The following is a 21,833-nucleotide window of genomic DNA, read 5'->3' on the forward strand; positions in this document are numbered from 1 at the left end:
AGCTTTATTTAACAAGCGGCCATTTTATACCGTTTACAAACCAAAACGATTGATAAAAAAATCAATCTGTGCTTTTGTATCGGTATTAACTCCCGAAAAAATCGGGACAGGCTATTGTAATTAGCAAAATGATTTATCAATCATTTTGGAATACAATTGGTATTACTTATTCTAAAACAACTCATCAACTAATTTTGGTTTTTTTGTTGATATGCATTGCCTTGCTTAAATAAATCAGTATCATTCAGTATATATTCTAAAATTGGGCGACACTTATTTCTGCAGGCTGGATAAAAATGTTTGTGCTCCCTTTCCTCATTTTTAGTTGACTTGCCCCACCAAAACTCTGCTAATGCTATTGGCTTTAATTGGTGTTTAAAAGCATATTGTAGCAATTTAGGTGCGGCACATTCTCCAGCCGCTGCCGGAGGTTTACCATGCCTTGAAAGTTCAAATATTTGCAACACATTCTGCTCATGTCCATTAATATTTGAAAAACGATAATTCTCAAAAAGCTGCTGCTGCAAAGCAAAGGATTTTTGTTTTCTTCTTTCTGTCAGTTCTTTAATCTTTGATTCATTATTGGTCTCTTTTATCTTATTGCCAATTTCACTAAGCTCTTTCATGCCTCTATTAATGAAGTAGTCATCTGTAGAATCGTCAAAGACCGAAGGAACAAACCTGTTACATTCAACATTTCCAGGTAATTTACCAGAATTGGTTCCTAAAAACGCATAACTACCATTTGTCTTTTGAACCACCAATATTCCAAACATTTTCCCTTTCTTAACTCTAAAGTCGTGCTCCCAATTTTTTGATTCGGAACTAATAAATGCTTGAAACTCTTTCGCTGCAACTTTTACAATTTCAGGAATTTCCATAGCAAATGGATTATTCATTTTTTCAGGAATACTTATTCTTACTATATCCGTTTTAAAACTAAATATGTGTTGATCCATTTGGTATTTACTTCTTAAATTTGGCATCAGGCCAGATTCCCTAAATTTTTCTATTATGTGTAGAGCTTACTAATTTCTCTAGTTTTTCTCTGTTCTTGTTAATACGTATATTCTTTTCCAGTTCAGTTTCAAGATCAATATTTTCTAAATTATCCAACAGTTTCCTTAAATTCCAATCTGTTGTAATTTTATCATCAATTCGTTTACAAATCAACTCCTTATATTCGGCGCTAATTAATTCATTCGGAATCTCAAAAATGATTTTTTCATAATCAATATGTTTAATTTTATTTATGAATGTTTGCAATTGAATGTCATCTACCTTTTGGTAAAAAGGATTTGATTTAAAACATCGAAGAATCTGCTCATTCTCTGAAAAATCTTTATTATTAATCAAATTGTTGAAAATCATGCTTGAATCAAAATCTGTCACAAAAACATGATCATTGTGTAACAGTAAATTCTGATTTTGATTGGTTCTGTCAATGTTTAGCATTAATAAATCCAATAAGAATATCTGAACCTGTTGTTCTTTAGCTATGGGTAGTGTTTTATTTACATCGAAAGCTGTAGCACTTTCAAAATAATCAAAACCAATATTTACACCTAAGCTTTTTACTATTAAATCTCTAACTTCAATGTAGATATCATTAAACTCCAATGAGTCGGTGAGAGTAATCCAATATGGCTGTCGTGTATTCAATCCTATCAAGCTACCAATCCTATTTCCAAACCATTCGCACAACAATGAGTATTCCCCACTGAGACCTGCCCTAAGTTTTACGAGAAACTTCCTCTTGCCTTGTTGAATCACAATAGGAAACGAATTTCCTCCTAAATGATATGATATTACTTCTATTTTTTCCATACTTATCAAGGCTCGATGTTCTATTATTGCTTTACACGCTAGGTTGCGTATAAGAAACGTAAGTGATTTCAAAGCACTTACCTGTCAATTTACACTGAGCCACTTATGTTTTTCATACATTGTTAGCTTGCGTTATTCCTTTCCAATCAGACAATATTATTAATAGTCCAATTACAAATCCTGATAATAGTCCACCTAAATGAGCTGCATTATCAATCCCTCCTAAAAATCCAAAAAGCAAACTCACCCCACCATATAGTCCTAATATTATATAGTAAAGTCCACTAAATCCTCTGTCAGGCTTAGTTACCAATAAAGCAATCATAACACCCATCATTCCGAAAATTGCACCACTTGCCCCAACACTTATTGTATTTTCATGCCAATAAATGCTTACTAAACTTGCTCCGATACCTGATACCAAATACGCAATTAATGTTTTCCATCTTCCAAGAATTGGCTCTATCAACGCACAAGTTGCTCCGATTCCAAATAAATTCATTAGTATATGCATTAATCCACCATGCAAAAACATTGATGTAAAGAGTCTCCAATATTCACCAGTTAAAACTTCAAGCCTTCTATTTGCTCCGAGGTCAAGCAATTCCAATGGTGTTGGAGAAATAATATTTAATCCTGAGAAAATCATTAAGACAAAAACAATTAGATTCAAATCAACAAGAATTGCTGTTGTAAAATGCTCTCCGCGTGGAATTAAAAACTTAACAATATCTTTTAGTTCATCATCTTTTAATGGTTTCTTATTTAAATATCTTTTCAACTCTGTTTTGTTTACTGTAGGTATCAAAGACATTATAAGAAAAATGAATGCACCAATTCCAAATGAACCAAAAATCCAGGTAAGTTTGTTTCCAAATCTATCTACAAATTTTTCTTTTTGAGGTTCCAATATTATTACTTCTGATTTACCTATATTAGGTTGTCTATTGGTAATTGCTGAAATATATCCGTCTTTATCGTCTGAATTTCCTAATACCTTTAAATACTCATAATCTAAATAATTATACGCCTCAAAATCCTTTATACTTTCATTATAGAATTCTTTCCACCTTTTATCTTTCTCAGAATCATTAGCATGATTACTCATTCCGTCTGTAAACTTTATTCCATACCAAAACTGATGATTGGTTTCATCTAAATTAAAGGTCTTATCGACGATTGGTACAATAAAATAATTTGTGAAGTTTAATCTATCATTGTGTCTACCACTTGTTCTTGACGTACGATGAAGACATGCATATTGCTTTATAACTTTTATATCTGCGATTTTAAAACAATCAGTTTTCTTTGCTTCAGATATTTCGCTAATATTTTCAATTTGATGAAGTTCACTTGCAGATGCTTTCAAATATTCTTGAGCTATTATTGTTGGGATAACTATTGAAATAACTGCTATAAACTGATATAAAAAATATCCATTTTCATTCTTTCCATTTACATTTAGAATCCGAACATTTTTTCTAAACCAAATTATCATTGGTGTAAACGCAAAAACAATAGGAATCCAGTAGTCTAGTGCCATTTGCTTTAAATTGAGAATCTCAAGTTTAAAGTCTAATAACCATCTCAAGGTAGAATAAATCGAAATTGTCCCAATTGCAATCAGCAAGTAAGGAATATAAATATGTCTTAGTTTGATTTTAATGTCATTCATTTATTGCAGTATGTTGTTTTTAATGCAAGCTAACGTTTCACTAAAACTACTGTTTATTTCTCTTATCTCAATTTAAAAGGTGTACAATACAGACAAATTCGGCATGTATTGTGTACCTTTTGAATCATCATAAATGTTAGGGCATTTGATTAGTTAAAATTGAAAACAAACACCGCACCCATGTCTCCACCAAAACTATACTAAACAAAATATCTTTCCAACCACACACAACTAATTAGAAAGATTCTAAGCATACAAAACACATAGGAAAGCATGGATTTTATTTAGGAACGCATTCTACCCCGATGGAGCCTATCTAACCATGCTAGGAATCAATTGTACCTATTCCACAGCCCATTTTAACTGCTCTCAAGGTAACTCACCAAGCTCTCAAGGTATTTTACCGGCTCCACAATGAAAATAAACTGTTCTCAGTGCATTATAACAGCTCCACAATGCATTTCACCTTGCCCACACAACAAGAATTTCGCTTTTAAAACACAGATTTCACCTTAGCGACACTTTAAATAAACCAATCCAAACTAATAAAATGACTATATTCACCTGTCATAAACAGAATGCATGCGTCAAAGCCTAATCCTAATAATACTTTTACTTTCAATTCAGCTGATGTCGGCTCAAAACAAGCTAAGTAATGAGCAAAAAGCCTGGCTTTATCGCATCACTCAACTTACTCCAGTACTGCAACGTAACTGGGATACTTATTTCACATTTGATAAAGCTCCCTTTACCAAGACAAGTTTTAATGGTACCCTAATTGAATACGATGCCATCGAATATTATCAAAGCTATAATCCAGAATCACTTAAGATCGATTGGCAAAAAATCGCCTCTTCATCACCGGGTTTAATTGCCGAAACATCTACCCTGCTTGCCTTATACGAATTGAATCAAATTTTACTTGAGGCAATACAAGAAGAATCCTCGCAAGATTCGATTTATAATAGTCTGTCACAAAAACTTTCCAAAGCCTTGCCTGCCAAAACTAAAAAACAAGAGCAGATCATTCAAACCATTATTCATCCTTCTCTGCCATTAAAGATTAAAACAGAAAAACTGGGCCGTAAATATAAACTTAATGCGCAAGAACAAAAGGTACTGTTGAATGCTTGGCGCGCCACACTCAATACATACCTCACTCAACGAAGTCAAAACTTTTTCAAACAACTGAGCCCTGAGGGACACTATTACGAAATGTTGCTGTTGGCTGCTGGCGAAGGAAGTGGTACAGCAGGCCTATTGTACGAGCAAGAAAAACATCCGGACGGAACTGATAAGCGCTGGTACGGAAAAGGCATTGGCCTATTCACCTACGAGATGCGTGTACGCAAGGAAAGCATTGTTCCGAAGGAAAATACGCGGAGCACCATCGGTCAGCTTAATTCAAGTCAGCCAAGCTTGCACCTATCTTTATGGGGACTGAATTCATCCTTTAAACCCTTGGTAGTTGTTACTGTTGACAATAAAAGTTACCACCTCTTTTCTGATTTTAAAAGCAAAGAATTATCGCCCGATCCGCAGCACGGGCTTGGTGTATCATTCATCGATCGCATTGAGCAAAACAGAATCAAATTAATTGAAAAACCACTAAAAGAGTTGCAAGGTGAAGGTTCGCTAACATCCATACTCGAAAAAGAGAACAGGTCAAAAGAAAAAATTGAGACGAAACTTAGCATTCTGGAAACAGAAATTGACAGCCTGCAAAAACTGGAACCAATTTCGGAAAATGCCATTAACTACCGTCGCAATAGCATCAATAGCCTATTGAATAGTTTGAGCGATAAAACCGAGCGCATAGCTAAAGTTGAGCGCAAACTTAGCGATGCCTACCGAAATATTGAACGTGCCGAACAAAAGATTGCCAGCATGAATGAACAACTTGGTCCTAATCCGCAAACATGGGTAATGGATAAGCATCAATATGTTTTTAGCGATGGGGTGGTATTTGATCGAAATACTCAGGATTTAATTTTTAAGAATGGCATTAATGAGGATGAGATACAAATCCATTTACTCTCTGCTAGCTATAATTTAAAAGGCGAGCAACGCGACGAGGTTCAATTATTGGTTAACTCTACCTCATCGCCACAGCCCAAAACAGAAATTGAAATCACAGAAGCTCACTTTATTAATGATACCATTACAGAGTCAGGCTATTTTCACCCCGATGCCTTTACTTTAAATGAAATCTCTTACCCAAGTTATAGTCTCATAAACACATTTCCAGATACTTTGAATTACCAGGTTCATCTGAAATCAAAAGCCATCAGACTAAGAGCCGACAGTCCTAAAAGTTATAAAGACCTTAAGCGGGAAAAAGAATTTCCGTTGAGTGAACTTGGTAAGCATCGTTTTGCCCAACTCGAATGCATTAGAACAAAGGATGAAGTACTGATTACCATCACCAGCTCGTGCGATCCTGTTCCTACTCGACTGAGTCAACTTCCGCGTGAATTACGCAAAAGACTCAAAATTACCGAAGCCAGCGTTAGTCACAATCACTACTTGAGTGCACTACGAGGTTTATATATGCTGCATGTCTATTTCGGTTACCAATCGGTTGAAACCATAAAACTGCATTATCCGCTTAGCGAAGAAGAAATCAAACTACTTTGGGAACATGTTATTTCCATTCCACCACCTGTCCCCGCTCCTTAAGTAACATATCCTCTGGAACATTTGCCGTAACAGAGCTAGCCAAACGATCGATGAGCATTCGTTTATAAAAGGAGCGCGAGTACACCAAGCTAACCTCTCGTAATGGCACAGGCGAATCAAATTCGCACACATGCTTGTGAAATTCGAAGGGTAATTCAGCCGTTGCCAAACCAGGTAATAAGGTATAACCTCCTTCTACATCAACCATTTTTCGTATGGTATCGAGCGAACCACTCTCGAAGTGCATGGGTAAATCGTCTCTGGCCGAATCCTGAATATCACAAAGATTCATAGCTTGTGAACGAAAGCAATGCCCCTTATCCATCAGCCACAGACCATCAGATGTTAGTTGACTAATGTGTAAGTTTTTATCCTGATGAAGCGGATGCTCATGATGGGCGTAAATCAATATATCTTCATAAAATAAAACTTGCTCAATAATTCCATTGTGATGCAATGGTGTCACCAGTATAGCTGCATCAATCAAATCATGTTCAAGAGCATCGATAATTTCGCCAGTCAGCATTTCTTTATAGGAGATAGACACCAATGGATTATCACGCTTGAAAGCCCCAACAAAGCGCGGCAATAAATAGGGTGCCAAAGATGGAATTATTCCAATGGTCAACTCTCCTTCTATCCTGCCCGACTCCTCTCGTACTATTTCTTCCAGGCGATTATATTCACTCATAATCTTGCGCGCCTGTTTTATTACTTTTTGCCCCAATAAGGTAGTAACCACGGGTTGTCTGGTACGATCAAAAATAACCATATCTAATTGCTCCTCCGCTTTCTTTACCTGCATACTTAAAGTAGGCTGTGTTACAAAGCATTTCTCAGCAGCTATGGTGAATCGCTTATAAGTATCCACTGCTACCAAATATTCTAATTGTTGTAAATTAAGTCCAAGCATCTTACTAACAAGTGTTATAGATTTGAACTATAAAGATATAAATTTTATCTATTTGATTGATATGTCGAGGAGAGATATATTTGTATCAGAAAATAAAAACAACTAAAAAATACGATTATGAAGACGATGAACGAATTATTAGGATTGAACAAAGAGCAGAGTACAGAATTAGTTAAGCAACTAAATACTCTATTGGCGAACTACCAATTATACTACCAAAACCTAAGAGGTTTTCATTGGAACATCAAGGGTGAGAAATTCTTTGAATTGCACGTAAAATTTGAAGAATTGTATGACGATGCGGTGATTAAAATTGATGAGATAGCTGAACGTATCCTTACCCTAGGAGGAACACCTTTGCATACTTTTACAGATTATTTAGAGCAAAGCGAAATTCAACCACAGAAGAATGTAACAGCGGGACAGGATTGTATGAATGTTACCCTGGAAAATCTGACAACAATAATATTACAGGAAAGGTCGATTTTACCATTAGCTCAAGATGCCAACGACGAAGGCACCATCACTTTACTTACTGATTACATAAGCCAGCAGGAGAAAATAGCTTGGATGCTACAGGCCTGGTTAACGCGGTAAACGGTAATGGTACCAACAAGTGCTTCATCTATACTTATCATCCCGGCAAGCTCGATGACCAGTTACTTCACGAACTAGCGATGTTTCATATTGAGGTTGCCGAGCTTGTCGACGCATAAAATACTAAAATAGATATCCAACAATAGAAACCTCTTCGGTGATGAATAAATCAAAAGAGCTGATCTTCGTTAAGGTCAGCTCTTTTACATTTAAATAAACTTTATCACTCATTTACCAATGTTTCTTTTAACATTTCATCAAATAATTGCTGCGTATATTCACCACTTATCTTCACATCAAGGTGCTGTGGAAAATGACCATAGAATCTAAAAAAATTCTGTACTGTAGATGGGGAAGTAAATACTACTCCATGAAAATCCTTTAGATTATGCCGTACAGCTGTACTAGGTAGAACCGTTTGATACAACTTTAGTTCATTCACCTCATTTCCTATTAAACGCAATTGCTCAGGCAGATTAGTAAAACCTAGTGTTGAGCAGGGCAGCAATACTTTTTCGTCAGTGATTGCCTTCGATTTAAATTCAGTAATTAAAGACGAGACACTGTTAGCTTCGGAAACAGGAGAAACTCTTAATCCATGCTTTGTTAATTCGTTGGAACTGGATTCTCCCAATGATGTAATTTCGCATGCAGCCAAGGCACGCGCATCCAAACCAAGTTTGTACAATGCTTTAAAAAACTCCTTCACAGCAAAAGGACTTGCAAACACAATACGATCAAAGTGATGCAATTGCTTAAGCACATCAATATTTTCATCTCCTAAATCACAAGTCTTTACTTCGATCATTGGGTTATGAATCACAATCCCTTTTTCCTGATAGGCATTACTATCGCTACCGGTGTATAACCATTTTTGCCCAAGGGTTTTTACGTCTTCTGATGCCGTATGCCCAACAATAACCAATGACGGTGCAGGCAAGAATGCTTCCTCCTTTTTCAATTGACTAAGTGTGTAGCGACGCACATCTTTACTTGGCAATGACGCATTACGAACCGATGCCACGGGCGTATTAGCTGCCCAACCTTCTTGTATCAAGCGCGAAGCCCATTGTTGTTGCTGCGAAGCACCCATATAAAATACCAAAGTATCTGCCTTGGGCAATTTATTATTAACCGCATCGTGCCCCAAGGCAAATGCAACTGAAGTACTCACACCTCTTGATGTTAAAGGGATGACCGCATCAGATGCAGCAGCAAGTGCCGAGGTGATACCAGGCACAATCTCCACCTTTACAAAACGCTCCTTTAAATAATGGTACTCCTCGCCGCCCCGACCAAAAATCAGTGGATCACCCCCTTTCAGGCGAACCACCTGATGTCCTTTTTCTGCAGCCTCAAACAACAAATGGTTTATATCGTCTTGCTTAGTGCTGTGCTTTCCTTTGCGCTTTCCCACATATCTTTTCTCAGCCTTAAATTGAGATAAGTAGGTATTATCCAATAAGTCATCGTAAAATATAATGGTCGCTTCTTTTAATAAGCGATTGCCTTTTAAAGTCAACAATTCAGCATCACCCGGGCCAAACCCAACAATATCAACCTTGCCATATTTTTTTCTTAGGTCAATTTCCGAAAAGTCCAAGCTAGTTTCTTTTAAGGCTAGCAAAACCAATGGATCATCACTTGCATTAGCATCTTTTAATACACCAGCTACCTTAAATTGTTTATCGTACGGATAGTTGAGTTTACTACTGCGAATCAGTGCAAAATCAATATCCTCCATTAATAAGAACATCAATTCCTGCGTTGACAGCATTCGTTTTGCCTTGGCAAATTCCCATTCAATCTGGGCACTTTCTGAAATCACCTTGCTTATTTCTGGCAAGATTGTATCCAATACAGGTTCGAAACTTCTTATACGATAGGTATGCATAAAATATTTTTAAACTATGCTACCCTATTGTTTTTAATATGGGATTTCATCCCAAACCCGACTTCATTTCTTGTCTTAATACAAGAAACGAAGCAAAGAAAGTCAAGGCTGAACCTGACTCACTCCAAAAACTACGGTTAATTTCCTTAAATATTTAAACTCTTTCTATCAAGAACTATGTGGAATTTTAAGAAAAAATTCCTACATGTTCTAAAATAGAAATCAAACAGAAAATATTTCAAAAAGTCAATTTAACCTTGTTTTTCGGCTCATCAGCTAAGGCCGATGATAAAAGAAACAATAGGATCTTCATAAAATCATTGTTGAAACTTCCTTTTAATAAAAATCACCACAACGCGATTTCTTTTTACTCTTCACTTCTGGAAACTGGCCTTGCTCGGCTATTTCTTTCACTTTATCGCGCCATTCAATGGCAGCGTATACATTCTCTCCATTGGAGCTTACCGCCACAGTCATGTTTTTCTGACGATAGATGGCTGGTGAAATAAAATCACAGTTATCAGGTTTATCTACCACATTCACCAAGCAACGGTAATTAAGTGCGTCTTCTCTTATCTGACTGTTTAATTCATGATTGTTGGTTGCTGCATAAACCAAAAGGTGTCCTTTTAAATCTTCTGGTTCGTATGCCTTTTCAACTATCTCGATGAATTTTCGTTCGCGAATTTCAGGAAGCACATCGCTGGCAATTATTTTTATATTATGTGTAAATTTTTCAAGTGACTCAATCTTATGAATGGCCACTTTACCACCGCCAATTATTAAAATGGACTCACGTGCAATGTCAATTGAAATTGGTAAAAAATTCATAAGCTTTTGTTTTAATGGTTACTGTTAATTCTCCTATTTTTTTTCATTGGCGCTTCGCCCAAACCCGACTTCATTTCTTGTCTTGATACAAGAAACGGAAGCAAAGAAAATCAAGGCTACATTCGCTTCACTCATAAAACTATGCTTATTGAACTCAAATCGTTTAAACTCGCTTCGCTCAGACAAAAAACGATTCTTAACCGTTCAATTAACCATGTTTTATGGCTTACCGACTGAGGCCTTTAAAAAAGGCTGAAAGAATAGAGAATGTATACTTAACAACAAAAAAATACATTCTAAATCTGATATTCAGGATCTGCTACTTTTTCTTTGCCGATCTTTAATTTATTCCAAATGCGCTCGTGTAAGTAATACAGTAATAATTTGGTAAAAACCTCTACCACACTAATAGAAGCAGCTATTCCAATCTTACCTGTTACTAGGTACGAAACCAGAAAAGTATCGATGGTTCCGGTAACTCGCCACGAAATGGTTTTAATGATGCTACGGTATCTTTTTTCCTTCATCTCACCTGCTTTAACGAATTACACTTAAATTTTTGGCAGCATCAACAATACCTTTGCGCACGATGAAATCACCAAATCGCTCTCCTTTTTTTCGTTCCTCCGAATACTGTTTGAACAAAGGTTCCAGGTCTCTTAATATCTCTTCTTCCGTAAGCATTTCTTTATACAAGGTATTTAATCGATCACCTGAGAATGCTGCTCCCAAATACAAATTGTAATTTCCCATGGCCCGGCCCACCAAGCCAATCTCTCCAAGAAATGGACGACCACATCCATTAGGACAACCTGTCATACGAATAAGTATATCGTCGTTAACCAAGCCAAACTTTTCAAGCGACAACTCTATTTTGTCAATAAGCTGCGGCAAATAACGCTCTGCCTCTGCAAAGGCCATGGTACAGGTATTTAGCGCCACACAAGCTATAGCATGCTTTCGCAAGCCTGATAATTTTTGAGCATCACCAATTTGGTATTCATCTAATATCGCTTGCACCTTGGCTTTGTTCTTTGCTGATATATTACCCAGTACTAAACCCTGATTACCCGTTAAACGGAAATCACAAACATGTAGATCAGCCACTTTTCGCAAGCCTTCTTTCAACTTTAATTGAGTTGTATCTTTTATGCGCCCATGCTCAATGTATAAACCTAAAAACCAACGACCATTCGCCGCTTTTTTCCAGCCAAACACATCTCCATTACTCTTAAATTCATATGGCTTTGATGCCTCAAGCTTCCATCCTAATCGAAACTCCAACAAATCGACAAATTGCTCCGATCCAATGCGATCAAGTGTATATTTTAAACGAGATAATTTTCTATTTTCACGATTTCCAAAATCACGCTGCACCCTCACAGTCTCCTCAATCAGCTCTAGAGCCTTATCCTTGGGCACATAAGCAATTACATCAGCTAAGCGCGCATAAGTCTCTGGCAATCCATAGGTCTTGCCCATTCCTCCGCCAACAGCCACATTATACCCGATTAACTCACCATTCTCAACAATAGCAATTAATCCAATGTCGTTGGCAAATACATCCGTATCGTTATAAGGCGGCACCGCAATGGCTATTTTAAACTTTCGAGGCAAATAGGTCTTACCATAAATCGGCTCTTCATCTTTTTGCCCATTATTGAGTAATTGCTTATTCAACCATATTTCATGATAGGCAGTTGTCTTTGGCAAGAGATGATCGCTGATAGATTGAGCAAACTGGGCAAGCTCTCCCACAACAGGTGATAATGCTTCGTTAGAAGTGCTCATCACATTACGGTTAACATCACCACAGGCAGCGATACTATCTAATAGTGAATCATTAATGCCTCTCATGGTTTGGCGCAAATTGCGCTTTATTATTCCATGGATTTGAAAGGCCTGACGTGTTGTTAATTTTAAAGTTTGATTACCATAAGTATTAGCTAAGTCATCAAAGGCAAGCCATTGATTTGATGTTGCCACACCCGCCGGTACTCTGGCACGTATCATGAAGCTATAGAGTGGTTCTAACTTTTGTCGCTTACGTTCATCATCCAAATCACGATCAGTTTGTTGATAACTACCATGAAATTTAATCACTTGTGTATCATCGGGAGCAATAGCTCCTGTTATCGTATCACTTAAACTCTCCTCAAGTGTACCGCGCAAAAAATTACTATTGATTTTAATTCCTTCCACTTCAGATGGCTTCCATTCCTGAGCCTGTGGTATATTGTTTTGCTTCTTAGTCATGTTGTTAGGTTTTATTTAGCCAATGGATCTTTTATTAACCCCAATTATTCATTTATATGCCGACAAAGTTCATTACGACAAAGTTTTACCAACAATTTTGATACTCAAAATTTGGTGCAACTAAGTCGGGGTTAACCCGCAAGTCAACAGGTGCACAAGTATGATGAATAGTGCGGGTTAATAGACATCCTCTTGATAACGCTGACTCTTGCGCAACTCAAGTAGTTTAGCTTCTGCTTCCTCTTCACTTAGATTTTCCTTCTCCTGCAATATTTGAGCAAAGGTTTTTCGAACATCTTTTGCCATCTTATTCTTATCGCCGCACACATATATCACTGCCCCTTCGTTCAACCACTTATATAATTCATCTGCATTTTCCTTAATCCGGTGCTGTACATAAACCTTCTCGTCCTGATCGCGTGAAAAAGCAACATCTACCTTCGTAAGCACACCTTGCTCGCGATACTTTAACCATTCGCTTTGGTATAAAAAGTCTGTTTCAAAATGCTGGTCACCAAAAATCAACCAATTTTTTCCAGAACCATCTTGTTCCGCTCGCTCCTGAACAAATGATCGGAATGGAGCCACACCCGTACCAGGTCCAACCATTATGATTGGTACTTCTGGAGAAGGCAAACGGAAACCATCATTTTGCTTAACACGTACCCCAACTGACTCATCCACCTCAATTCGATCAGCGATGAATGTGGAACAAACACCTTCATGTTCACGCTCGTTTTTAAGGTATCGAACAGCGCCCACGGTCAAATGTACTTCATCGCCAACATCTGATTGCGACGATGCAATTGAATAGGCTCGAGGCGGTAGGGTTCGCAATGCATCAATCAATTCTTGTGCTCCAACTTCAAACTGAAAATCGTTCAATACATCTAATAAATCACGACCATCTAAATAAGAGATTAATTCATCTCGCTTATCCAACAACTTATTTAAATCTGGTTCGTTCACATAGGCGGATAGCTTTTGCAAAACAGGTAGAGTAACAACTGTCAATTCCTTATTAAACTGTAAGGCTTGCTTTAAAGTGAGTGACTCGGATTTTACACTCACACTCTCAGAAGCATCCAAAGCTAATTTATCAAGAATAGCATCAACTAATTTTTCGTCATTATTTGCAAACACCTCCAAGGCATCTCCTGGTTGATATTCCAAACCAGAATCTTCCAGACTCAATTCTACATGGTAGGTTTCCTTTTTAGAACCTTTTCCATTAAGTTTTACCTTCTCAAGCACTTCTGCCTGATAAATACCATTTGAGGGTTTAAGTGGTGTCGACTTATCTAGCAACTCTTTCTTTATGTCGGTAGCTGAACTAAATAAACCAATGGCTGACGAAGCTGTATCTTGCAAGTCGTCCTTAAAATCAACATCCAATAAAACAGGATCTGCAAGAGGCTTAGCTCCTCTACTTATTAAACGCTCATGGAAATCAATACCAGTCTGGCAGAATTTACTATACGAACTATCGCCAAGTGCGATCACATTGAATTTCAAGGCAGATAAGTCGCCAGCTCGTTTAGTATCCAAAATACGATGTAGATCTTCAGCGGCAGCCGGTGGTTCACCTTCTCCATGAGTTGAAACAATAACTATCAGGTTTGATTCTTGCTTTAGCTGTTTGACTTTGTAATCGGCCATACTGACCAACTCAACATCAATATTAGACTGGCCGGCCACACTAGCTAACTCTTTTGCTACATGTGTCGCATTTCCCGAATGGGAACCAACCAATACTTTTAATTTCAAAGCAGGTTCTACTTGCACCTGCGTATGATTGTCCGAAGCTACCTGAACATCAGATACAGTTGTTGTTGCATTTAATCCAACACCCGACAAGTAACCTCCCAGCCACAAAATTTGATCCTTGTGTAAATCTTTAATTATGTGGTTAGCTTTACCCAACAAGTCAAGGGGTAAAACATCATTTTCATTACTATATGACATTGCTTAATTTTTTGGTAATACAATCCCAAGGCGAATGATAACATTCACCATAAATACAATCTAAAAAGTGACAGAACAGAACTGTTCTCTATACGATAATTATGCCCACACAGGCATTCGATGAGCTAGCTGGTGATTACCAGAAATTAAAAAGAAAGTCATGATTGTGGTATTATATGGTTTGTGGTTAATGCTTTGCTTTGGATAACAAATAAGCTATACTACCTATTTAATTTAATCATTCTACCCCTAAATCCCCTAAAGGGGACTTAAGCCTCCCTTAGGGGAGGTTTGGAGGGGTAAATAAGAGAATAGCTTTGTTATTCATCCTCTATTATTAATCTATGTTAAACGAACTTAAGTAACGTTCGCCTGTATCAGGCAGAATTACAACCACACGTTTACCTTTGTTTTCTGGTCGCTTAGCCACTTCAATAGCCGCCCATAAAGCTGCTCCCGAAGAATAGCCACATAAGATACCTTCTTGTTTAGCTGCTTGATGAGCAGTTGCTACTGCATCTTCGTTTGATACTTTAACCACCTCATCAAATACATCCGTATTTAAAACGCCTGGTACGAAACCAGCTCCGATACCTTGAATTTTATGTGGTCCGGGTTGTCCACCTGATAAAATTGGTGATGCCTCTGGTTCAACAGCAACCACTTTTACATCAGGATTCTTTTCCTTTAACACTTCACCAACTCCTGTGATTGTACCACCAGTACCAATTCCTGCGACAAAGATATCAACCTTACCATCTGTATCTCTCCAAATCTCCTCAACCGTTGTACGTTTATGTACTGCCGGGTTAGCCGGGTTATCAAATTGCTGTGGAATAAACGCTTTTGGTAATTCAGCAGCTAATTCTTCAGCCTTTGCAATGGCACCCTTCATCCCTTTTTCAGCAGGCGTTAATACCAATTCTGCACCAAACTTAATAAGTAACTTGCGGCGCTCAATACTCATACTTTCAGGCATTGTTAAAATCAATCGGTAACCTTTCACAGCGGCTACAAAAGCCAGTCCAACACCTGTATTACCACTGGTTGGTTCAACCAATACAGTATCTGACTGAATCAAACCTTTTTCTTCGGCATCCGAAATCATTGAGAATGCAATACGGTCTTTTACAGAACTTGCAGGGTTGAAAAATTCTAATTTAGCAACAACCTCAGCTGTGGCATCTTTCGCTAATCTGTTAACTTTAACAAGGGGGGTGTTACCAATCAGGTCGGTAACATTTTCAGCAATTTTACTCATGGTTTTATTTTTTATGGTTTTTATTATTTTTTCTTTAGATATAGTACATTATGCGCTCGTTATCGTCGGAATAATGCGACATTAAATCTTCGAGCGAATAATTTTTAAGTAATTTGATATAGTCAGCTTTTACAGTATTCATAAATAAACCAACGGCTTTTTCCGAGTTTACACCACTAGTTGAAATCTCCTTTTCCATCTTTTCATCCAGGATTAGTACAATATCATACAGTTTAATTTCACCTAATGATCGTGCCAAAAAATAACCACCTCCAGCACCTCTTTTTACATTTATGATACCGTTCTTTCTTAATGCAACAGCAATGGCTTCGAGAAACTTAACAGGCAACTCTTCTTTCTCGGCCAACTCAGCTACACCGAGGTGACTATTCTCCTTTAGAAGAGATAATGCTAATACAAATCTTAAACCGTAATAAACCTTTTTTGGAAACATATCCTACTGTTTTACTATTTTCATAGGCAAATATGTGGTGTTTTATAATAACCACCAAACAATGATGCGTTTTTTAATCCTACTTTAATAGTATATTTGTGTGACTTAAGCTGATTAAGAGCTAATTAAGGAGATAAATATTTTTCGTTATTTAACCTACTTTTTTAGTAGATGACAATAGCATTTGACCTACTATTAAAGTGGGATCTTAAAAAGCTTCGCGGATTGTGAAGAACAAACTGCGCTCATTATGGTTTGAAACACCATAATCCAGACGGAAATTTAAACCCTCATCGGGCAATACTTTAAATCTAAAACCAAGGCCAGCAACGGCATGTAATTGCGAGAAGAAATTCGACTTAAAATCGGGCATAACTTTACCAACTCCCGTGAAAGCAGTTGCACCTATGCGCCACCAAAAATGCTGTCGCCATTCCAGTTGACTGTACCATGCATTTTTATCGAGATATTTATGAGGATGTGGTATTCCTCTTAATAGTTCTTTCCCGCCAATTGTAGATAATTTATAAAATGGCACAGAACCATTTGTAAAAGTCATTGCTCCTTGCCAAGCCAATATACTTTTATCCTTAACTATCGAAAAATACTTTCTATAATCGATTGAAGAAGACGTAAATTTAAAATCCCCACCATAAAAAAGATGAGAGATCAGTAACAATGATCCCTTACTTGGGTATAACACGTCGTTACGACTATCGAAAACCATCATCGGCCCTACTCCATTTGCCCAACCACCTTTATAACCCGTAACTGATTCATTAAGTAAGTCACCAGTTCTGTTTTCGTGCATATTTCTATTAATATCCATACGAACACCGAAAAACCATTTTTCACCAATGCCTTTTGCTAAATCCATAGATAGGGTCAGCACATTAAGATCATAGTGCGAGTACGGTTCTTGCTTAGGTGCATTGCCCAATCCATAAAATTTATCGGGCAAAAAAGTATATTGAGCCTTTGACCAAAGCAACCAATTTTTAGCCACAAAAGCCCTCAGATCAATTTTAGCATTATACATTCCACCCAATGACAAGAGAAAACTTGTTGATAAAGTAGTTGGTCCCTTAACCTCAGCTCTTTTAGCTTGCATACGCCACACAGGCATAATACCAAACTCAAGCCCCGTGCGGGGCGAATAACCCATAGCCGGATAAATCGAGAAGGCATGGCGACCATTTTCCATGGTTACAACACCCAATAAATCGTCGGCAAAACCAGCACCTTTTGCTAACCAGTTAGATTTTATTGAATCTTCTTTTTCCGCTGTTTGCGCATTAAGCCTCAAACCAAAACTCAAAAGAATAAAAATCAACAGTACAAACAGGTGCCTCATTTTCTAAAAATCTAGTGCTTGTTTAAAATCATTGATCAAATCTTCTACCTCCTCTATTCCAACAGATAAACGCATCATTGTGGGGCGAATACCCATTGATACTTTTTCTTCATCAGAAAACTCAGCATAAATGGTAGACTCAGGATGAATACACAAAGTTTTATTATCATTAAGGTTGGTCGCTCTTCTAATCAGTTTCAAACGATTAAAAAATTGGAAACAAGCTTCTTTTGACTCCAGATCAAAGGTCATTACTGCACCGGGTTTTGAAGAAAATTGCTCTTGTGCCAAATCAAATGACTCATGGCTATTAACCCCAGGATAATTCGAACTAACAATCTTAAGATGCGAATCAAAATACGCACTTAGATGCTTACAATTATCCACACATCGATCCACACGCAAGGCCATTATATCCAGGCCCAAATTCATAAAGTGAGCCGTATGCGCCGTCATCGTTCCACCAAGGTGACGAAAAATCTCTTTCCGAATTCGAGCAACCAAGGCATTTTTATTATAATCGACGACCCATTCCTTCATGGCAGGCAACTTTGACCAATCGAACAAACCGTTATCTACCACAACACCGCCAAAGGCTGCAGCTCCTCCCGAAATAAATTTTGTTGTGGACATTACCTCCACATCAACACCAAATTGCATTGATTTAAAAACATAAGGAGGCGTAATCGTACTGTCACAAACAACAGCTACGTTCTTCTGCTTCGCTAACTCAGATAATCGTGAAATATCAACAATTTCTAACTGAGGATTAGTTATGGTCTCAAAGAAATAAACGCGCGTAAGCTCATCTGTTTGCTCTGCCACCTTTTCCATATCTGTCATATCCGCAAAACGAACTTCAATACCAAGAGCTGGCAAAGTTTGTTTCAACAAGGCATATGAGTGACCAAACAAATGATTTGATGCCACCACATTGCCACCATTTTCAACCAAAGCAATTAATACATTTGATATAGCAGCCATACCTGATGAAAGAGCCACAACCGCATGAGCATCTGTCACAGCTTTCATTTTATGCTCGAAATATTCAACTGTTGGATTAGAAGTGCGTGAGTACGCATGAGCAACTTTATTTCCCGCAAAAACATCGGCAATGTCTTCGGCACTATCAAACTCGTAGGCTACCCCATCGTATACCGGCATGTGTAATGCATTGTAGGCATCATTTTTAGGGAAAGGCGCATGTAACGACCGCGTAATAAATCCCTCTTTATTTTCTTTCATTGTGGCTATGGTTAATTAATGCGTGGCAAAAATATAAATTAAAACAGAATATCAGACTTAACGCAAAGCTTTAACCTCTGCTGCAGTAATAATATCACCATCATTACCAAAACCAGTTCTTATATAATTAAGAACCGCCGCAATTTCAGCATCGGGCAAATTACGGTAGCTGGCCATAACACCATTATATTTTTCTCCATTTACTTCAATCTCACCCGACATGCCATCAAGCACAATCTTAATCAAAGTCGCCTTATCACCTTCAATCGCTTTGTTTTCAGCTAAAGGCGGATACATGCCCGGAATACCACCTAAATCGCGTTGATGGCACGACTGACAATTTTTCTTATATGCCAATTCACCAGCATTATTATCCTTTAAGTTATTCAGAGATGTTGGCTCCTTAACCTGCTTTGACCTATCTTTTTTCGCCGCTTGACCACAGGCAGCAAACATTACAACTAAACTAAGCAGTAATAAATTTCGAACTATGTTCTTCATATGTTTTTATTTTTTTGGTTCTGTATGGATTATAGTGGGTACAATAGGACAAAGTTCCTCTTTCTATTTAGCACCCATTAAATATCATATAGCACCATTTTTTTTAGATGAATTCCAAAATAATCTTTCAATATCAATAAATATACAATTCACGAAATACCATGAACCATTATATTATTCAAAGTATCCAACAATTAAAAGCTTAAAACGTTTAAGCATAAACTAAGCTAATTGTGAAAAATCCCTTAAAAAGCATAATACTCTGAAAAATTCAAATAAAACCTAACATAGATTTGTATACAAAGTAACCCAAGCTAGTCTTTTTTCGTACTTTTGTCAGTCCAATTAAAAACAACAAGAAAAACAATAAGAATGATTGTCTATTTAAGATTATTATCCCCTGAAAACGATGAATTTGTGAAAGAGATTGCAATTAATGACAATCAATCTTTCGCCGAACTGCATGATTACATACAAGAAATGCTCGACTATGATCCTGCACAGATGGCATCGTTTTACACAACGGATCATGAGTGGAACAAGGAAGTGGAAGTAACATTAATAGACATGGCCTATGGAGAGGTGGGTAATGTTAAAGAAATGCAGAACACACTTCTATCCGAATTAATTAACAAGAAAGGCCAGCGCCTTCTATATATTTTCGACTTCTTTTCAGAACGCGCTTTCTTCATTGAAATAATGCAATTGGTTGATGGAGAACTTGAAAAAGCCAAATGCATACGCAACGACGGGAAAGCCCCTGAACAAATAATGATTGGGGACATGACTGGCAATAGTCAAAAGCAAAAAATGTCAGTGGGCAGTAATGAATTTGATGGCACAGTTGATTCCTTAGATTTTACCTCTTTGGACGAAATCGATATGGACAACGAGGAATTTAATTCTCTGTAATAATATATTTGCTATCCGATCCCATGTTGAATAAACACCTCGTGGTATTAGTTGGTCCAACAGGCATTGGAAAAACCGATACAAGCATTAAACTGGCGCAACACCTTAACACTGAAATCATCTCAGCGGACAGTCGTCAGATATACAAAGAATTAAAAATTGGAACAGCTGCCCCCACTGAGGAACAAACATCAATAGTTCCTCACCACATGGTGGCTACCCATTCCATTCACGATTATTACAATGCCTGGGAATTTGAGCAAGATGTAATAAAACTAAGCGCAAAGCTTTTCGAAGGCAAAGATCAACTTATCCTTACAGGTGGCTCAATGATGTATGTCGACGCCGTTTGTAAAGGCATTGACGATCTGCCAACCATAGATCCCGAACTACGACAAGAAGTAATGGATCTGCACGAAAAACAAGGGCTTGAAGCCATACGTCGGCAGTTAAAAATGCTAGATCCTGTTTTTTACGATCAGGTTGATTTAAAAAATCATAAACGGGTTATGCATGCCCTTGAAGTTTGCCTTATGACTGGTAAACCTTATAGTTCATTGCGCACTAACAGTGCACGCAAGCGACCATTCAACATCATTAAGGTTGGTTTGGATATGGATCGTGAAGAACTTTATACGCGCATCAATAAACGAGTTGACATCATGGTAGAAGATGGGCTATTCAACGAAGCCAAAGAGTTCTACAAAAATAAAAAGCTGAATGCCTTAAATACCGTTGGTTATAAGGAGATATTCGCCCATTGGGATGGCGAATACGATGCCCAAACAGCCATTGAGTTAATCAAACGTAACTCCAGGCGCTATGCCAAAAGGCAATTATCATGGTTCAGGCGCGACAAAGAAATGCAATGGTTTCACCCAACAGATGTGACGGAAATTATTAAATTTGTAGAATTACAATGTAATATTAATTAACCCACCGGGCCACATTCGCATAGCCTTGCTCGCGGTTTACATTAGGCCCGGTGTTTTTTCTTCACCTAATGAGTTATGCTTCCCCATTCAATGTACGCGTTTACGGACTTTTGATTAACAACAAAAATCAAATATTACTAAGCGACGAGTATCGAATAAATACCTACATGTGTAAATTTCCGGGTGGAGGACTCGAATACGGAGAAGGGACAATCGGTTGTTTGAAAAGAGAGTTTCGGGAAGAACTTAATATTGAAATACAAGTTGAATCGCACTTTTACACTACTGATTATTTTCAAAAAGCACAGTTTTTCGAAAACACACAGCTAATAAGTATTTATTACCTTATTTCCAGCCCAGAAACAAACAACATTAAAACTGTTACAAAAAGATTTGATATTGAGCCCGTAGAAGGCGAACAGTCTTTTAGGTGGATCTCTAGGCATATTCTTAAGTGACATATTACTTTGATAATTAAATAATTATCACTATTTTAATGATATAATAAAACCCCGAAAACAGGCACTTTTGCCA

The 21,833-nt window shown here is 37.5% G+C and carries 19 protein-coding genes; 5 read left to right on the plus strand and 14 right to left on the minus strand.

The window, feature by feature from the left end:
• Positions 1-188 precede the first annotated feature (188 nt).
• The 3 genes from ACRD7B_RS11060 to ACRD7B_RS11070 all read right to left on the minus strand — a co-directional run bounded on the left by ACRD7B_RS11060 (position 189) and on the right by ACRD7B_RS11070 (position 3,502).
• Positions 189-959: a hypothetical protein gene (locus ACRD7B_RS11060; protein ID WP_430824615.1), complete on the minus strand. Its 771-nt coding sequence runs from the start codon at positions 957-959 to the stop codon at positions 189-191.
• Positions 960-999: 40 nt separating this feature from the next.
• A complete protein-coding gene (locus tag ACRD7B_RS11065) occupies positions 1,000-1,827 on the minus strand; it encodes a HipA family kinase (RefSeq protein ID WP_430824616.1) in 828 nt (275 codons plus the stop codon).
• A 112-nt stretch (positions 1,828-1,939) separates the two neighbouring features.
• A complete protein-coding gene (locus ACRD7B_RS11070; RefSeq protein WP_430824617.1) occupies positions 1,940-3,502 on the minus strand; it encodes a rhomboid family intramembrane serine protease in 1,563 nt (520 codons plus the stop codon).
• A 582-nt stretch (positions 3,503-4,084) separates the two neighbouring features.
• On the opposite strand from ACRD7B_RS11070, the gene ACRD7B_RS11075 reads away from it, so the two are divergent.
• Positions 4,085-6,181, plus strand: a complete 2,097-nt coding sequence (locus ACRD7B_RS11075) for a coiled-coil domain-containing protein (RefSeq protein WP_430824618.1) — start codon at positions 4,085-4,087, stop codon at positions 6,179-6,181.
• Here the strand turns inward: ACRD7B_RS11075 and ACRD7B_RS11080 are convergent.
• Positions 6,147-7,094, minus strand: a complete 948-nt coding sequence (locus ACRD7B_RS11080; RefSeq protein ID WP_430824619.1) for a hydrogen peroxide-inducible genes activator — start codon at positions 7,092-7,094, stop codon at positions 6,147-6,149. The two genes, ACRD7B_RS11075 and ACRD7B_RS11080, sit on opposite strands and share 35 nt — an antisense overlap.
• A gap of 117 nt (positions 7,095-7,211) precedes the next feature.
• Here ACRD7B_RS11080 and ACRD7B_RS11085 point away from each other — a divergent pair, with 117 nt between their 5' ends.
• Entirely contained in the window at positions 7,212-7,691 is a 480-nt protein-coding gene (locus ACRD7B_RS11085; RefSeq protein ID WP_430824620.1) for a Dps family protein, read from the plus strand.
• A 223-nt stretch (positions 7,692-7,914) separates the two neighbouring features.
• Here ACRD7B_RS11085 and cobA read toward each other — a convergent pair whose 3' ends face one another.
• The 10 genes from cobA to ACRD7B_RS11135 all read right to left on the minus strand — a co-directional run bounded on the left by cobA (position 7,915) and on the right by ACRD7B_RS11135 (position 19,452).
• Entirely contained in the window at positions 7,915-9,585 is a 1,671-nt protein-coding gene (gene cobA / locus ACRD7B_RS11090) for a uroporphyrinogen-III C-methyltransferase (RefSeq protein ID WP_430824621.1), read from the minus strand.
• 336 nt (positions 9,586-9,921) lie between these two features.
• Positions 9,922-10,416, minus strand: a complete 495-nt coding sequence (locus ACRD7B_RS11095) for a precorrin-2 dehydrogenase/sirohydrochlorin ferrochelatase family protein (protein ID WP_430824622.1) — start codon at positions 10,414-10,416, stop codon at positions 9,922-9,924.
• Between the two features lie 296 nt (positions 10,417-10,712).
• The gene (locus ACRD7B_RS11100) at positions 10,713-10,943 is read right to left on the minus strand and encodes a DUF2061 domain-containing protein (RefSeq protein WP_430824623.1); all 231 of its coding nucleotides are present in this window, start codon (positions 10,941-10,943) and stop codon (positions 10,713-10,715) included.
• Between the two features lie 10 nt (positions 10,944-10,953).
• A complete protein-coding gene (locus ACRD7B_RS11105; RefSeq protein WP_430824625.1) occupies positions 10,954-12,672 on the minus strand; it encodes an NADPH-dependent assimilatory sulfite reductase hemoprotein subunit in 1,719 nt (572 codons plus the stop codon).
• Positions 12,673-12,849: 177 nt separating this feature from the next.
• Entirely contained in the window at positions 12,850-14,637 is a 1,788-nt protein-coding gene (locus ACRD7B_RS11110) for a diflavin oxidoreductase (RefSeq protein WP_430824626.1), read from the minus strand.
• A gap of 337 nt (positions 14,638-14,974) precedes the next feature.
• Positions 14,975-15,898 carry a cysteine synthase A gene (gene cysK, locus ACRD7B_RS11115; RefSeq protein WP_430824627.1) on the minus strand — a complete coding sequence of 308 codons (924 nt, stop codon included), beginning with the start codon at positions 15,896-15,898 and terminating at the stop codon, positions 14,975-14,977.
• A 34-nt stretch (positions 15,899-15,932) separates the two neighbouring features.
• Positions 15,933-16,352 (minus strand): RrF2 family transcriptional regulator, encoded by a 420-nt coding sequence (locus ACRD7B_RS11120; protein WP_430824628.1) that lies wholly within the window; start codon positions 16,350-16,352, stop codon positions 15,933-15,935.
• Positions 16,353-16,560: 208 nt separating this feature from the next.
• Entirely contained in the window at positions 16,561-17,706 is a 1,146-nt protein-coding gene (locus ACRD7B_RS11125; protein WP_430824629.1) for a BamA/TamA family outer membrane protein, read from the minus strand.
• Between the two features lie 3 nt (positions 17,707-17,709).
• Entirely contained in the window at positions 17,710-18,951 is a 1,242-nt protein-coding gene (locus tag ACRD7B_RS11130) for an aminotransferase class I/II-fold pyridoxal phosphate-dependent enzyme (protein WP_430824630.1), read from the minus strand.
• A 57-nt stretch (positions 18,952-19,008) separates the two neighbouring features.
• A complete protein-coding gene (locus tag ACRD7B_RS11135; protein ID WP_430824631.1) occupies positions 19,009-19,452 on the minus strand; it encodes a c-type cytochrome in 444 nt (147 codons plus the stop codon).
• 372 nt (positions 19,453-19,824) lie between these two features.
• Here ACRD7B_RS11135 and ACRD7B_RS11140 point away from each other — a divergent pair, with 372 nt between their 5' ends.
• The 3 genes from ACRD7B_RS11140 (at position 19,825) to ACRD7B_RS11150 (ending at position 21,757) form a co-directional block, all read left to right on the plus strand.
• A complete protein-coding gene (locus ACRD7B_RS11140; protein WP_430824632.1) occupies positions 19,825-20,364 on the plus strand; it encodes an IS1096 element passenger TnpR family protein in 540 nt (179 codons plus the stop codon).
• Between the two features lie 41 nt (positions 20,365-20,405).
• Complete coding sequence (gene miaA, locus ACRD7B_RS11145; protein ID WP_430824633.1) at positions 20,406-21,299, plus strand: tRNA (adenosine(37)-N6)-dimethylallyltransferase MiaA; 894 nt, start codon at positions 20,406-20,408, stop codon at positions 21,297-21,299.
• 68 nt (positions 21,300-21,367) lie between these two features.
• Positions 21,368-21,757: an NUDIX domain-containing protein gene (locus ACRD7B_RS11150; protein ID WP_430824634.1), complete on the plus strand. Its 390-nt coding sequence runs from the start codon at positions 21,368-21,370 to the stop codon at positions 21,755-21,757.
• Positions 21,758-21,833: the final 76 nt, after the last annotated feature.

Source organism: Carboxylicivirga fragile, from assembly GCF_050589805.1.
Taxonomy (GTDB): Bacteria; Bacteroidota; Bacteroidia; order Bacteroidales; family Marinilabiliaceae; genus Carboxylicivirga; species Carboxylicivirga fragile.